We start from the raw sequence: 13401 nt of genomic DNA on the forward strand, positions 1-13401 counted from the left end.
CCAATAGGATCAGCACATGGATCAAGATCACGACAAACTGGTTCAGCGCCTGCGGCGCGATCTGGCGGACAACTACGACGAAGAGTTTGAGTTGGAGCTGGAAGACCGCAACCTCGACGACATGCTTGAGAGCGGCATTGACACCGATTCCGACGAATACCGCGCCAGCCGAAAGCTGTATTTCCGTGAGTTGTTTCGCATGCAAGGCGAGCTGGTCAAGCTGCAAGACTGGGTGGTCAAATCCGGTAAAAAAATCGTCATCTTGTTTGAAGGGCGCGATGCAGCCGGCAAAGGCGGCACCATCAAACGCATCACGCAGCGTCTTAACCCCCGGGTGTGTCGCGTGGCTGCCTTGCCCGCGCCCAATTTGCGCGAGCAAACCCAGTGGTACTTTCAGCGTTACGTGGCACACCTGCCTGGCGCAGGAGAAATCGTTTTATTTGACCGCAGTTGGTACAACCGCGCCGGCGTTGAGCGGGTCATGGGTTTTTGTTCCGATGAGCAGTATGAAGAGTTCTTCAGATCTGTACCCGAATTCGAAAAAATGCTGGTGCGCTCCGGCATCACGCTGATCAAGTACTGGTTCTCCGTATCCGATGAAGAGCAACAACTGCGCTTTCTGGGCCGTATTCATGACCCGCTCAAGCAGTGGAAGCTCAGCCCCATGGATATGGAGTCGCGCAAGCGCTGGGAGGAATACACCAAGGCCAAGGAGGTCATGCTGGAGCGCACCCATATTCCAGAAGCCCCTTGGTGGGTGGTGAACTCGGTGGACAAGAAAAAAGCCCGGCTCAACTGCATTCACCACTTTTTAAGCCAGATTCCCTACGAAGAAGTCGACTACACCCCCATTGTTCTGCCACCGCGTCATCACCATGAAGACTATGTGCGTCAGCCCGTGCCCAACGAGATTCTGGTGCCTGAAATTTATTGAGACGTTGCTGCTGCCACATGACCCCAGCTCTTGAAAAAGTAACGGATTTGCTCAAGAAGCAAAGGCGCGTTGAGGACATGGTGCACAGTCAGAATCTACCGCGCCAGGCCATTGTCGAAACCCTGGTGCAGCGCCAGCATCTGGCTGAGCTGCACAAGCTGCTGGCCCAGTTGCCCGCCGGCGAGATCGGCAGTTTGCTTGAAGTGATGCCGGTTGAGGACGCCAAATTGCTTTGGGCGCAAATACCAGCTGGTCGGCAAAACGACGTGTTATGGGAGATTTCAGATGCCCGCCGGGAGCTGCTGGCGGGCGACCGTGAACCCGCCTTTGATGACAGCCAGATGAATGCCTTTGTGCTGGTGGAGGGGCGGTTGCGGCAAATCCCCATTGAAGGGCGAAAAAACCTTGAAGGCGTCAAACCCCTCTGGATCGACCTGCTGGGTGCCAGTCAGGCCGAGCGAAGTTACGTCGGCGCTCATTTTGGACTGACCCTGCCAGACCCAGACGCGGTCACCGACCTGGAGGCGAGTTCGCGTTATCTCATCGAAGAAAACGGCGAAATCCACCTGCACTCCAATTTTTTGCTAGACCGCGAGGGTAATTCGCGCAGTGTGTCCGTCGCGTTTGTATTGCACCAGGGCATTTTGTTTTCGTTGCGCAACGAAGAACTGCCGGTGTTCCGCTTGCAGCGACGCCGCGCCCGGACCCAGCCCGGCTATGTGTCGGATTGCACCGACGTGTTGTTGGACCTGTATGGCGCAGATGTCGAGTACTCGGCGGACTCGCTGGAGGATATTTACGCCACCTTGGGCAATGTTGGCCGGCAGGTGCTGAGCGAATCCATCAGCGACAAAGAGGCCGCTGCCATTCTGGGTGACATCGCCGAAGAAGAAGACCTCAATGGACGCATTCGGGGCAACATTCTGGACACCCAGCGCGCCATTAATTTCCTGATTCGCAGCAAGATCATGTCGCCTGCGCAGCAAGAAGACACCAAGCAGATTTTGCGCAACATCGACTCGTTAAACAGTCACACCTCGTTTTTGTTTGACAAGATCAACTTCCTGATGGACGCCACCATTGGTTTCATCAACATCAACCAGAACCGGCGCATTAACCAGCTGACGGTGTTGGGCGTGGTGTTCACTCCCATCAATATTTTGGCGGGCATGGGCGGCATGTCGGAGTTTTCGATGATGACGCAAGGTATTCCCTGGCCATTGGCTTACGGTGGCTTTATTGTTGGTGCCGGGCTGATTGGCGTGACGACCTATCTGGGCCTGCGGCACCTGGAGGGACGCAACACCAAAGTCAAAAAAGTGGCGCTGGCGAAATAGAGGGCGTGGCCGTGCCATAACGCGGCAGGGTGTCTCAGCCCGCTGTCACGAAGCCGTCACTTGTCTGACACAAGATGCTAAGGGTTTTCCCTTTGTCTTAACGTCATTCGCCCCGTGCAGGCTGACCCATCCGAAAGTGAAGTCGTTCATGTCACACCCAAAATTGCCAAGGTCGCCAGGGCCCTCCGGCTCCTTTGCCCGCCAGATCGCATTTGTTCTCACCTTGGTGTTGGCCGTTGCCATGTTGGGTACCACCATTGGGTATTGGTCGCTGCAGCGGGTCGCGGACGATACGGCGCGCATGGTGGGGGCAGTCATGTCGACCGAGCGCCTGGCGGGGGATTTGCAACGCCATATTCTGGTCAACGTCGCACGGTCCAAAGCATTTGCGTTGAGCTCTGAGCCTCAGGTTGGCGACGCGCTGATGCCAGAGATCAACCAGACCACGCTGCAGATTGATGCCTTGTTGAAGAAGTTGGGCAGCGTGTTGACCACAACCGGGGATGTGGCAACTTTGGCGCGCATGACGCAGGCCAACACCGTATTTGTCAAAGCCCGCGAGGAGCTGACGGTCGCGCGTGATGGTGGTGTGACCGCCAACATTGAGCGGGTTTATGCTGAACGGTTCACACCCGCGGCCACTGCTTTGCAGGAGGCGGTGCAGCAACTAGGCGATGCCCAGCGTGCCAACATAGATGTATCAGCGCAGAACATCAGCAGCCTGAGTTTGAATGCCCGTTGGGGCTTGGTGTTGTTCAACCTGTGTGCCCTGTTGCTCGGGGTTGTTTTGGTGGTTTGGTTGGTGCGACGCATCACCCGGCCCATCCAGCAAGCTGTGGACACAGCCAACCGCGTTGCCGCGCTCGACTTGACCTTCAGCATCGCTGGACATGACCGGGATGAAGCGGGCCGGCTGCTGATTGCGCTGGGCCGGATGCAAACTTCTTTGCACACCCTGGTGGAACAGGTGCAGGGCGCCAGTCACAGTGTGGCCGAAGGTGCCACGCAAATTGCTGCTGGCAACCTCGACTTCTCCAACCGCACTGAAATGTCGGCGTCCTTTCTTCAGCAAACCGCAGCCTCAATTGAGGAAGTTGCCGCCACCATGGAGGCGTCTTTGCAGGCGGCAGAGCGGGGTGAGGTACTGGCGAAGTCAGCTGCGCAGGAGGCTGTCAGTGGCAGCGTCATCATGTCCGAGGTGATTCAGACCATGGACGACATCCGGAGCTCGTCAAGCCAGATTGTGGACATCACCGCTGTGATTGACAGCATCGCGTTTCAAACCAACATCCTGGCACTTAATGCCGCAGTGGAGGCGGCACGCGCCGGTGAGCAGGGGCGTGGCTTTGCGGTGGTGGCCACAGAAGTGCGTGCATTGGCCAACCGGTCGGCGCTGGCAGCCCGGGAGATCAAGGCCTTGATCGGTGCCGCCGCAGGAAATATCAAGCTCGGCACGGTCAAAGTGCATCAAGCGCGTGCGTCCATGGACAACATTGTTGAATCTGTGGGGCGGGTTGTTGATGCCATCGCTGAAATCCATATTGGCAGTAATGTCCAGAGCAGCAGCATGTCAAGCATCAACGTGGCGGTCGGAAAACTGGATCAGATGACCCAACAAAACGCTGCAGTGATGGAAGAATCAGCAGCCGCCGCTCAAAATTTGCAGGACCAGGCGGGTGGCCTGCGGGACGTGGCAGGGCGGTTCAGGCTGCCGACGCTGGACTTGGCCCTGCGCTGACCAGCTGTTACGCCGATGGCCCACACCGTGCCATTCGCCCCTGGTGTCAGTGCTTTAGTCTTTGGTTGGCCGACCGGTTTTGATGGCTGGAACTGCTTTGAGGGCGGTTAAAAAATTGCCATCTGACAGGGCTGCCAGGGCCTTGATGCCAGCGCGAATCAGTTCGCTTTTTTTCACGGAATTACCCAGCTTGCCGCTGCGTTGTTTCAACTCTTCGAGCATGAGGTATTCAAGTTTCGGGATGGTGAAGCTGTCGCGCACCAGCTTTGGCTTTTTGGCCTTGAGAAGCTTTTCTAGCTTGGGCATGGCAGCTGGCGCGATGACCGCCTTGGGTGCGGCTTTTACGGCAGTCTTGGCGGTAACGCGGGGGGCGACCGTGGGCGCTGCCTTGACGGCTGGTTTGGCCACAGTCTTTTTTGCGGCTGTGCTTGGCGCCACAGTTTTTGTTGCTACGGTCTTGACGACTGGCTTGGTGACCGGCTTGGTTGCCGTAGGGGTCGCTTTAGTTGCCACCGATTTGACCACTGGCTTGACAGCTGCCGGCTTCACAACTTTTTTTGCAGGTGATTTAGCGACTGGGGTGGCCACAGGAGCTGGCGTTGCGGGCGCTGTGCTGACAGAGCTTGGCTGATCAGTATTCAAGGCTTCGGGTGTTGTTGCGGCGTTGTTTTGCTCAATGGATGTCATGAAAGTCTTTCTTGAATTAAACGGGGTATACAGTTTATACCGTTTGAGTACCGCTAACAAGAAAGATGACAGTCGCCTTTTGCCAGAGTGTCCGTGGACACCCTGACACGCTGGCCGCTGATGCGACGCCAGGAAGTCAGCTGAGCAATGTGGGATGTTTGGGCCACATTGCTCTGCTGTTTCGTAAGCTTTAAGCCTTCGACAGCTTCACCTGGGTGACCTCGCCAGTCAGGTAGCCAACAGCCGCACCAAACTTGTCTTTGTAGTTTGCCTTGATCAGCGGGTCAAGCGTGGTTTTGACAATGCTGTGGATGCTGCCCCAGTCACCGGGGTGCTGGAAGTTGCTCATGATGTAGGTCCAGCCGTTGAGTTCGTCCACCGCGTGCAAGCCGGTGGCCTCTGCGCCCGCCGGGGTTGACATGACGCGCGACAACACTTTGGTGTCAATGTTGTACGCCCACAGGAAGTTGTTGACGTGCAAGCCACTGTCTTCGCCGATGAACAGTGTGCGCATTTTTTCCGAGAACTTGATGTTGTCTGGGCTGGCTATTCTGTTTGGGTTGGCGGTGTTGCCCAGCGTATCGGCAGCAATGTCTTCACCCGTGATCAGGGCCTTGATATTTGCTGGCATCCATTCGCTGTTGATGGCGGCACCCTTGTCGTCCTTGAGCCCGCCTTGCAGGCTGAGTGCCATGACGGCACCGGCGTTCAGTGCCTTGTCCAGCGCAATGCCACCCGCAATGGCGTTTGAGGCCTGACCTTTGACCATCGAAGCACTGCAAGCAGCCAAGGCGGAATAGGCCACCTTGTCTTTGAGGTTGACGGTGGTGCCCTCCATCTTGGTAAAACCCAGGGACGCGCCAACCAGGGCGGCATAGCGGTGGGTTTCCAGGAAGGCAGCCGCTTTCTCCATGCCTGGCATCAGCTTGACCCATTGGGCCTTGCCGTTAAGAAAAATCTTGGTGTAAGAGGTGTCAGCCGGTGTTGCAAGTGCCGGGTCAGTTGTGGCCACGGCCATGATGTCGGTTGGCTTGAGTGTGGTCGCCAGCTTTTCAATTTCTGCGCTGGTAGCCGAGCCAAGCTTGATCCAAGACACTGGTGCGGCTGCAGCGGCCGGGTCAAGAGAGAAACCGGCGCCAACCTTGGCCACATAGAGCGCGCCAGCAGACAGGTCTTTTTCCTTGTCTGCAATGAACATGAACAGGCCGCCGTTTGTGGTGTCATCGCCATGCATCACGGTGCGGTTGTCAGGCATCACTTGCACCAGCTCATGGGAAATACGGCCCATGCAGTAATGCTTCTTGATCGAGCCGGTGCCGTCGGGGTTAACGGTCACTTCAGGCATATGGCCGTAGTTGTAGGGGTTGGCAGCGGCCTTGCTGCCATACAGGTTCATGCTGAAATCGTCCATGAAGTTCTTGCTGCGATCTGCAAAAGCATCGGGCTCGTACTCTTCGCTCGACAGGTGGGTGCCCCATGGCGAGAGGCTCGCGCCGCAGGTGATCCACAGGCCATGCACGCCAGACGTGTTGACGTTGTGGTACTTCACCAGCGAGAGTTTGCCGGTGGTCTGGTCCTGATCAAGTGTGAGCACGGCGATGGGTGAAGGCAGCTGGCCATACATGCTGGTGGCAGCCTGACTCAAGGAGGTGTACTCAAACTGCACCACGGCAAACACGGCCTTGCCCTTAATGCCCGTCACAGTAGGGTTGGCCACGCTCAGCAGCGAGGTGCCATCAGGCGCGTCAGAGAAGTACTGGCGGTCCTTGCCAACAACAGTCGTGTCCATGATGGGCTGGTTGTTGATGTCGAAATAACCACCAGCGAGGACCGTGCCGCCGCTGCCGTTGGACACCAGGTCACCGGTGATAAAGAACGGCTGGTAGGCCAGCTTGAAGTCAACCTTGCTGGCGTCGCTGAAGTTCGCGGTCATCACCGAGCCGACCGTGGTGGTGGCCATGGCGGCTGCGTTCGCCAGGGTGGGTGCGGCCATGGAGCTGAAGCTGACGCTGCTCAGCGTTGCGGTTGAAGCGGGCAGGGCAACGGCGGCGTCACCGCCGCCACAGGCGGAAAGCATCAGGCTTGAGCCTGTCAGGGTGGTTGCAAGCGGGAGTAAGGGCACCCCGGCAAACATTTGCAACAAGCGACGGCGGGAGGTTTCGGTGACTGCATTCATGGGGGTTTTTAGCTCCGGTGGTTGGGCTGGGTTATTCCTTGGAATAGCCAGCAGGTTTAAACACACAAATGTGACTCCCAAATATGAAACGGCTGTGACAGTTGAACAATTGCCGTGGGAGGTGGGCGTGCAGCTGGTTTGCAGCCGCAACTGTGGCCTGGGGGTCAACGTGGACGCCCGGTGTTGGTAACATGCCTGCCTTGCGATCTTGGCCGGGAAACCCATGGAACACACTGCTTGGATACCGGACGTGCTGGCTGGTTTTGAACAAAGCACCTTGAGTGGCTTGATGGCTGCAGACGGCCCGGCGCAGCCGGTGCTGGTGCGCCGGCGCTGTGTTGACCCGTTGAAGCAGCCATTCACCAAAGCCGTCCTCTACATCCATGGCTATGTGGATTACTTCTTTCAGACCCACCTAGCGGACTTTTACAACCAGCACGGCCTGCATTTTTATGCGCTGGATTTGCGCCGCCATGGCCGTGCCTTGCGCCCCGGTCATCTGCCCAACTACACCGCTGACATTGACGAGTATTTGCAGGACGTAGATGCAGCCGTAAAGGTCATTCGGGGTGAGGAACACATCGACTGGCTGCTGCTGAACGGCCATTCCACCGGCGGACTGGTGGCCGCGCTGTATGCGCACCGTGGTCCGCAGCGTGCGGGTGTGAACGGGCTGTTTCTCAATAGCCCGTTTCTCGACATGAACCTGCCGGCCTGGCAGGAGCGGCTGCTGGAGCCGTTGCTCTCTGCCGTCGGCGCGGTGGTGCCGGGTCTGCGCTTGCCTGCCGACCCTGGCTTGTACGGCGAAAGTCTGCACATCACACACCACGGCGCCTGGCGCTACAACACCGACTGGAAGCCCATTTATGGCTTTCCGGTCTATGCCGGCTGGCTGCGCGCCATTCACCGCGCCCATGCCGAGGTGACGCAGGGGCTGGCTATTCAATGCCCCGTGCTGGTGTTGCATGCCGCACGCAGCGCCTGGCTTAAGCAGTGGCATGTGGATGCGACCTGCACCGACATCGTGCTGGACGTGGCTGACATCGCGCGTCTGTCGCCCGGCCTGGGGCCGCAAGTAACGGTGCAAGCGATTCCGGATGGCATCCATGACTTGACCCTGTCACAACTTGAGCCCAGGCAGCACGCATTTCAGGCCTTGCTGCGCTGGCTGACCAGTGTTGGCGGGGTTAACGACAAAGCTTGAACCCGGCCAGCGCTTTGTCTCTGGTTTTAACCTTCTGAATTTTCAAGGAACCCCATGGCGCTTTTTTCGCAAGACAACCTGAACCCCGGCGTGCGCAAGCGCGAGGTGTTTGGCTGGGCCATGTACGACTTTGCCAATTCGGGCTACACCACGGTGGTTATCACAGCGGTGTTTGCGGCGTATTTTGTCGGCGGCGTGGCCCAAGGCGCGGCGTGGGCCACGCTGGCCTGGACGGCGGCGCTCAGCGTGTCACACGCCATCGTGATGCTGACCATGCCCAGCCTGGGCGCCTATGCCGACCTGCGCGCAGCCAAGAAACGCATGCTGGTTTGGGTGACGGCGGGTTGCGTGGTTGCTACTGCGGCGCTGGCGCTGGTGGGGCCGGGCAGCGTGGCGCTGGCGGTGGTGTTGATCGTGGTGTCGAACACGTTCTACGCCTGGGGTGAGTCCATTACCGCTGCGTTTTTGCCAGAATTGGCGCGCACCAGTGCGTTGGGTCGGGTCAGCGGCTGGGGTTGGAGTTTTGGCTATTTTGGCGGCATGCTGGCGCTGGGCTTGTGTCTGGCCTATGTCATGTGGGCGCAGGGCAGAGGTGTGCCGGCGGCGCAGTTTGTGCCGGTCACGATGCTGATCACCGCGGCCATCTACGGGGCCGCAGCGCTGGTCACGTTTGCGCTGCTGACCGAGCGCGCCAAGCCAAATCCTGCGGCATTGCGCCAAAGTGGCATCAAGGCATCACTGGCGCAGCTGCAACACACCTTTCGTCAGGCCCGCCAGTTCACCGACTTCATGTGGCTGATGGCCTGCGCCGTGGCCTACCAGGCTGGGGTAGCGGTGGCAATCTCGCTGGCGGCCATTTACGCCGAGCAAGTGATTGGTTTTGCGCAGCAGGAAACCATGGTGCTGATCTTTGTGCTGAACCTGGCAGCTGCAGCCGGCGCTTTTGCCTGGGGCTATCTGCAGGACATTATTGGACATAAGTTGGCTCTAGCCCTTACGCTACTTGCGTGGATAGCTACTTGTGTGATAGCGGCTATGGCGATGAGCAAGGGTGACTTCTGGTACGCCGCTGTGATTGCCGGCCTGTGCATGGGCAGCAGCCAGTCGGCTGGGCGGGCCATGGCGGGCACCTTTGCGCCGCAGCGCCAGGTGGCCGAGTTTTATGGCCTGTGGACCTTTGCCACCCGCCTGGCCAGCATCGTGGGGCCGCTCAGTTACGGCTTGATCACCTGGATGACCGACGGCAACCAACGCATTGCCATCCTGAGCACGTCGGTGTTATTTGTGATGGGCCTGTTGTTGTTGCTGCCGGTGAACATGCAGCGCGGGCGGCAAGCGGCGGAACGAGCAGACCGGGAAGCGGCGCGCAGTTGAGTTTTGGAAAGCGTCACCAAACTGAAACTTTTCGGCATCAAACTTGCGTCAATCACATTGAACAACACGCAAGGGCCTTAGATGTACGACACCGACACCACGCAAATCTCCCACACTGGCTTGCGCTACACCTCCAAACAAAATGGCTCGCCGTTTCAGGGCATGGGGGGCACTGGTCAGACCCTGAGTTGCATCAAATGCGGCCACCACAGGCCGCGCAGCAGCGGCAGTTTTCGGCGCTACCCCACCGCCTTGATGTTTTTTTGTATTGACTGCAAACCCAGTGTTGCCAAGCAGTAACGGGGTCTTTAGCCCCAGAGCGGCTTCCATAGAAGGTGTCGCTCAAATGGCGGCGCCCCATCTGCATTGATGACGATGACATCAGGAAAGCCTTAGACAGGTCAGCGATAGAGAACACATCCGCGGCGATCATGCTAAACACCCGGTACAGGCGAAGTGCCGAATTGCCTCTCGCCTGCGTAAGGATGATGTGCAATTCATGCCAGTCGGTGCGAATACGATCGGCCAGCCGTTCGCGCAGGATAGCGTGATCTACAGTGGATAGTCGTGTTAGTCTAGGTCCCAGCTACCGGTTTCCATGCAGATAGCGACCACACAGTCGTCGAAGATGTGCAGTTTTTCAATCTTGACCCGTACGCCGAGGATGCCGGGCAGGCGGCCCAATCGAAGCGTAACTTGGCCAACCAGGCTCTCCAGCAGGTTCACATGGTCGGCCGTGCATTCGTCCACGATGATCTGGCGCACTTGACGGTAGTCCAGCACCTGCTGGATGTGGTTGCCAGGCTGCAGTGGCTGCAGGCCCTGGTTGAGCGCCACATCGACACGGATGGCCTGCGGGGCGGCTTTTTCATGCGCCAGAATGCCAAGCCGCGCCTCCATGCGCAAGTTGACAAAGCTCAGCGTCTGGTGCCCGCGCTCCGGTGGCACTGGGCGGCCCCTCTGCACCATCGGGCGTTCGAGTGTCAATGTGGCATCGGCCATCATGGCGACTTCACGGTGGGGGCTTCCCACTCCTGAAACTCGTCTTCGCCGTCCGCCTTGAAGGCACGTTCAGCCGAACGCAAGGTGTTCTCGATCAGCATGGTGACCGTCATCGGTCCGACGCCACCGGGTACGGGTGTGATCCAAGAGGCTTTTTCCTTGACCTCGTCAAAACACACATCGCCCACAATGCGGCCGTCCGCCAGGCGATTGATGCCAACGTCGATCACAATCGCGCCCTCTTTCACCATCTGCGGCACGATCAGGCCGGGTTTGCCAGCTGCCACGATCAGGATGTCGGCCAGGATGGTGTGTTGCGCCAGGTCGCGCGTTTTGGCGTGGCAGATGGTGACGGTTGCCTCGCGCTGCAGCAACATGAGCCCCATGGGTTTGCCCACAATGTTGCTGGCACCCACCACCACCACATTTTTGCCGGCCACATCGATGCCCGTGGTGTCGAGCAGCAGCTGCACGCCGTAGGGTGTGCAGGGCGGGAAGATGCTGTTGCCGGTGACGAGTGCGCCCACGTTGTAGAGGTGAAAGCCGTCCACATCCTTGTGCACCGAGATCGCCTCCAGCACACGGGCGATCTGAATGTGCGCCGGCAAGGGCAACTGCACCAAAATGCCGTGAATGGTTGCGTCGTCGTTGAGCTGCTGGATGGTGGCCAGCACCTGGGCCTCGCTGGCGTCGGAGGGAAGCGGTAGGTGCAGCGAATGCACCCCACACTCCTCGCAGGCGCGGATTTTGTTTCCCACGTAGACGCGTGAGGCCGGGTTATCGCCCACCAGGATCACCGCCAAGCCGGGTTGCACCCCTTGTTCCCGCAGGCGTTCGACGCGCTGGCGAAAACCCACTCGCAACTGTTTGGACAGCGCCTTGCCGTCAATGATCTGTGCAGTCATGATGCGCTCAGCGAAAGACCACAGTCTTTTTGCCGTGGATCAGCACGCGGTCTTCCAGGTGGTAGCGCAGGCCACGAGCCAGCACCGCTTTTTCCACGTCTTTGCCGCTGCGCACCAGTTCCTCGGGCACGTCGGAATGGTCGATGCGCACCACGTCTTGTTCGATGATTGGGCCCTGGTCGAGCTCCGAGGTCACGTAGTGGCAGGTCGCGCCGATCAGCTTCACACCACGCTGGAAGGCTTGGTGGTAGGGCTTGGCACCAACAAAGCTTGGCAGGAAGCTGTGGTGGATGTTGATGATCTGGCCCGGAAACTTGTCGCAGAGGTCGGGCGCGAGGATTTGCATGTAACGCGCCAGCACCATCACGTCGGCCTGGGCTTCGGTGTAGAGGCGTTCGACCTCGGCATAGGCTTGGGCTTTTGTGTCCGGCGTGACCGGCACATGGTGGAACGGAATGCCGTGCCACTCGACCAGACCGCGAAAGGTTTCGTGGTTGGAGATCACGCAAGGGATGTCGATGTCGAGTTCGCCTGACTGCCAGCGGCCCAGCAGGTCGTACAGGCAGTGTTCCTGTTTGGAGACCAGGATCACCACGCGTTTCTTGCGCGCGCTGTCCGAGATGCGCCATTTCATGTCAAACGGTGCGGCGACCTTGGCGAATTCGCGGCGGAAGGTGTCAATGTCGAGCTTCAAGGAATCGGCCAGCAGTTCCTGGCGCATGAAAAAATGCATCGACTCGGTGTCGGCGTGGTGGCTGGCTTCTGTGATCCAGCCGTTGTGCTCGGCGAGGAAGTTGCTGACGGCGGCCACAATGCCGACCCGGTCGGGGCAGGCGAGGGACAGGGTGTAACGGTGGGTAGTTGTGCTCATGGGAATCAATCAGTCCTTGGCTGTGCGTTTGATTTTTTGCGGGTCGTCGAACGGCAGGCTGGACGTGGTGGCCGCACTGGTCATGGCGGCGCCGCGCAGCTCAAGCGCGCGGCCGGGAACGGCGTAGGCCGGGTCCATGCGGGCAATGGCCATTGATCGCTTGGTGAGGCGCGAAACCATGGCGCAGGTCACAAACCCCACCTTCTTGTCGCCGTCCCACAGGCCGTCGCCCGCTTGCGCGGCCTCGAACTTCTGCATTTCCACGCCGAAAATTTTGAAGCGTTCCTTGCCCTGCAGGCGGAAGTGTTCGTTGGCACCGCGGAACTCGGTTTTGCCCGGGGACACCGTGAAGTCCAGGCCCAATTCCCAGAGCGTGTCGCCGATAGGTTCGCCGTCCATGGGGTACATGTCGGAGTTGTCGTAGGGGTAGAACAGCAGCGAGCTTTCCACGCGCAGCCAGTCCAGCGTGGTGAACGAGCACGGAATGATGCCCATGTCCTTGCCTTCCGCCACGATGCCGTCCCAGATTTTGGGTGCGTCGGCACCCTTGCAGAATATCTCGTAGCCGCGCTCGCCGGTGTAACCGGTGCGTGACAGCATGATGGGTGCACCGAACAGCGTGGTGTGCATGTGGTGAAAGTACGGCATCTGGCGCACACCCGGCACGTGTTTTTCAAGGAAGTTGACCGCCAGTGGGCCTTGCAGAGATAGGTCGTGCAAGTCGTCATCGAACAGAACGGCGACGTTGCGGCCCACGGCGCCACGCGTCAGGATCTCATGGCCCTGGCCAGCGCCGTGCACCACCATGAAGGCGTTGGGCGAGATGCGGTAGATCACGCAGTCGTCGATGAACTTGCCGGCTTCGTTGAGCATGCAGGCGTAAACCGACTTGCCCGGGTAGAGCTTGCTGACATTGCGTGTGGTGGCCTGGTTGATCAGGGCCTCGGCGTGCGGGCCAACCAGGTGCATTTTTTTCAGGCCCGAGACATCCATCAGGCCAGCCTTGGTGCGGATGGCTTCGTGCTCGTCAGCCAGGTTGGTTGAGTAGGTCCAAGGGGTGCCCAGGCCGTTCCAGTCGCCCAGGGTCGAGCCCAGTGCGCGGTGACGATCGGCCAGGGCCGTTGTGCGCCAAGAGGTCATGTGATGCTCCAGTCAGAAAGTTAAAGGAAAAGA

The 13401-nt window shown here is 59.0% G+C and carries 12 protein-coding genes; 6 read left to right on the forward strand and 6 right to left on the reverse strand.

The window, feature by feature from the left end; genetic code table 11:
* Positions 1-16: 16 nt before the first annotated feature.
* The 3 genes from ppk2 to PHQ58_RS14665 all read left to right on the forward strand — a co-directional run bounded on the left by ppk2 (position 17) and on the right by PHQ58_RS14665 (position 4009).
* Positions 17-934, forward strand: a complete 918-nt coding sequence (gene ppk2, locus PHQ58_RS14655; RefSeq protein ID WP_300112165.1) for a polyphosphate kinase 2 — start codon at positions 17-19, stop codon at positions 932-934.
* A gap of 17 nt (positions 935-951) precedes the next feature.
* Positions 952-2271 (forward strand): magnesium and cobalt transport protein CorA, encoded by a 1320-nt coding sequence (locus tag PHQ58_RS14660; RefSeq protein ID WP_300112167.1) that lies wholly within the window; start codon positions 952-954, stop codon positions 2269-2271.
* A gap of 148 nt (positions 2272-2419) precedes the next feature.
* Positions 2420-4009 (forward strand): methyl-accepting chemotaxis protein, encoded by a 1590-nt coding sequence (locus PHQ58_RS14665; protein WP_300112168.1) that lies wholly within the window; start codon positions 2420-2422, stop codon positions 4007-4009.
* 54 nt (positions 4010-4063) lie between these two features.
* On the opposite strand, the gene PHQ58_RS14670 is transcribed toward PHQ58_RS14665, so the two are convergent.
* A complete protein-coding gene (locus PHQ58_RS14670; protein WP_300112169.1) occupies positions 4064-4696 on the reverse strand; it encodes a hypothetical protein in 633 nt (210 codons plus the stop codon).
* Between the two features lie 190 nt (positions 4697-4886).
* Positions 4887-6872, reverse strand: a complete 1986-nt coding sequence (locus PHQ58_RS14675; RefSeq protein ID WP_300112170.1) for an alkaline phosphatase PhoX — start codon at positions 6870-6872, stop codon at positions 4887-4889.
* A 223-nt stretch (positions 6873-7095) separates the two neighbouring features.
* On the opposite strand from PHQ58_RS14675, the gene PHQ58_RS14680 reads away from it, so the two are divergent.
* The 3 genes from PHQ58_RS14680 to PHQ58_RS14690 all read left to right on the forward strand — a co-directional run bounded on the left by PHQ58_RS14680 (position 7096) and on the right by PHQ58_RS14690 (position 9750).
* Complete coding sequence (locus PHQ58_RS14680; protein WP_300112172.1) at positions 7096-8076, forward strand: alpha/beta hydrolase; 981 nt, start codon at positions 7096-7098, stop codon at positions 8074-8076.
* A 54-nt stretch (positions 8077-8130) separates the two neighbouring features.
* A complete protein-coding gene (locus PHQ58_RS14685) occupies positions 8131-9450 on the forward strand; it encodes an MFS transporter (protein ID WP_300112174.1) in 1320 nt (439 codons plus the stop codon).
* 81 nt (positions 9451-9531) lie between these two features.
* Positions 9532-9750 carry a hypothetical protein gene (locus PHQ58_RS14690; protein WP_300112176.1) on the forward strand — a complete coding sequence of 73 codons (219 nt, stop codon included), beginning with the start codon at positions 9532-9534 and terminating at the stop codon, positions 9748-9750.
* 270 nt (positions 9751-10020) lie between these two features.
* Here the strand turns inward: PHQ58_RS14690 and PHQ58_RS14695 are convergent, their stop codons facing one another.
* The 4 genes from PHQ58_RS14695 to PHQ58_RS14710 all read right to left on the reverse strand — a co-directional run bounded on the left by PHQ58_RS14695 (position 10021) and on the right by PHQ58_RS14710 (position 13368).
* Positions 10021-10350 carry a dihydroneopterin aldolase gene (locus tag PHQ58_RS14695; protein ID WP_300112206.1) on the reverse strand — a complete coding sequence of 110 codons (330 nt, stop codon included), beginning with the start codon at positions 10348-10350 and terminating at the stop codon, positions 10021-10023.
* A gap of 101 nt (positions 10351-10451) precedes the next feature.
* Complete coding sequence (gene folD, locus PHQ58_RS14700) at positions 10452-11357, reverse strand: bifunctional methylenetetrahydrofolate dehydrogenase/methenyltetrahydrofolate cyclohydrolase FolD (RefSeq protein WP_300112177.1); 906 nt, start codon at positions 11355-11357, stop codon at positions 10452-10454.
* A gap of 7 nt (positions 11358-11364) precedes the next feature.
* Positions 11365-12228 (reverse strand): formyltetrahydrofolate deformylase, encoded by an 864-nt coding sequence (purU, locus tag PHQ58_RS14705; RefSeq protein ID WP_300112178.1) that lies wholly within the window; start codon positions 12226-12228, stop codon positions 11365-11367.
* 9 nt (positions 12229-12237) lie between these two features.
* Positions 12238-13368 carry an aminomethyltransferase family protein gene (locus tag PHQ58_RS14710; RefSeq protein WP_300112179.1) on the reverse strand — a complete coding sequence of 377 codons (1131 nt, stop codon included), beginning with the start codon at positions 13366-13368 and terminating at the stop codon, positions 12238-12240.
* Between the last annotated feature and the right edge of the window lie 33 nt (positions 13369-13401).

Source organism: Rhodoferax sp. (genome assembly GCF_028688795.1).
GTDB lineage: Bacteria > Pseudomonadota > Gammaproteobacteria > Burkholderiales > Burkholderiaceae_C > Rhodoferax.

Excerpts from the sequence above, each read along its gene's own strand:
- ppk2 (WP_300112165.1), top strand. The coding sequence starts at position 17 with ATGGATCAAGATCACGACAAACTGGTTCAGCGCCTGCGGCGCGATCTG.
- PHQ58_RS14660 (WP_300112167.1), top strand. The coding sequence starts at position 952 with ATGACCCCAGCTCTTGAAAAAGTAACGGATTTGCTCAAGAAGCAAAGG.
- PHQ58_RS14665 (WP_300112168.1), top strand. The coding sequence starts at position 2,420 with ATGTCACACCCAAAATTGCCAAGGTCGCCAGGGCCCTCCGGCTCCTTT.
- PHQ58_RS14670 (WP_300112169.1), bottom strand. The coding sequence starts at position 4,696 with ATGACATCCATTGAGCAAAACAACGCCGCAACAACACCCGAAGCCTTG.
- PHQ58_RS14675 (WP_300112170.1), bottom strand. The coding sequence starts at position 6,872 with ATGAATGCAGTCACCGAAACCTCCCGCCGTCGCTTGTTGCAAATGTTT.
- PHQ58_RS14680 (WP_300112172.1), top strand. The coding sequence starts at position 7,096 with ATGGAACACACTGCTTGGATACCGGACGTGCTGGCTGGTTTTGAACAA.
- PHQ58_RS14685 (WP_300112174.1), top strand. The coding sequence starts at position 8,131 with ATGGCGCTTTTTTCGCAAGACAACCTGAACCCCGGCGTGCGCAAGCGC.
- PHQ58_RS14690 (WP_300112176.1), top strand. The coding sequence starts at position 9,532 with ATGTACGACACCGACACCACGCAAATCTCCCACACTGGCTTGCGCTAC.
- PHQ58_RS14695 (WP_300112206.1), bottom strand. The coding sequence starts at position 10,350 with ATGGAGGCGCGGCTTGGCATTCTGGCGCATGAAAAAGCCGCCCCGCAG.
- folD (WP_300112177.1), bottom strand. The coding sequence starts at position 11,357 with ATGACTGCACAGATCATTGACGGCAAGGCGCTGTCCAAACAGTTGCGA.
- purU (WP_300112178.1), bottom strand. The coding sequence starts at position 12,228 with ATGAGCACAACTACCCACCGTTACACCCTGTCCCTCGCCTGCCCCGAC.
- PHQ58_RS14710 (WP_300112179.1), bottom strand. The coding sequence starts at position 13,368 with ATGACCTCTTGGCGCACAACGGCCCTGGCCGATCGTCACCGCGCACTG.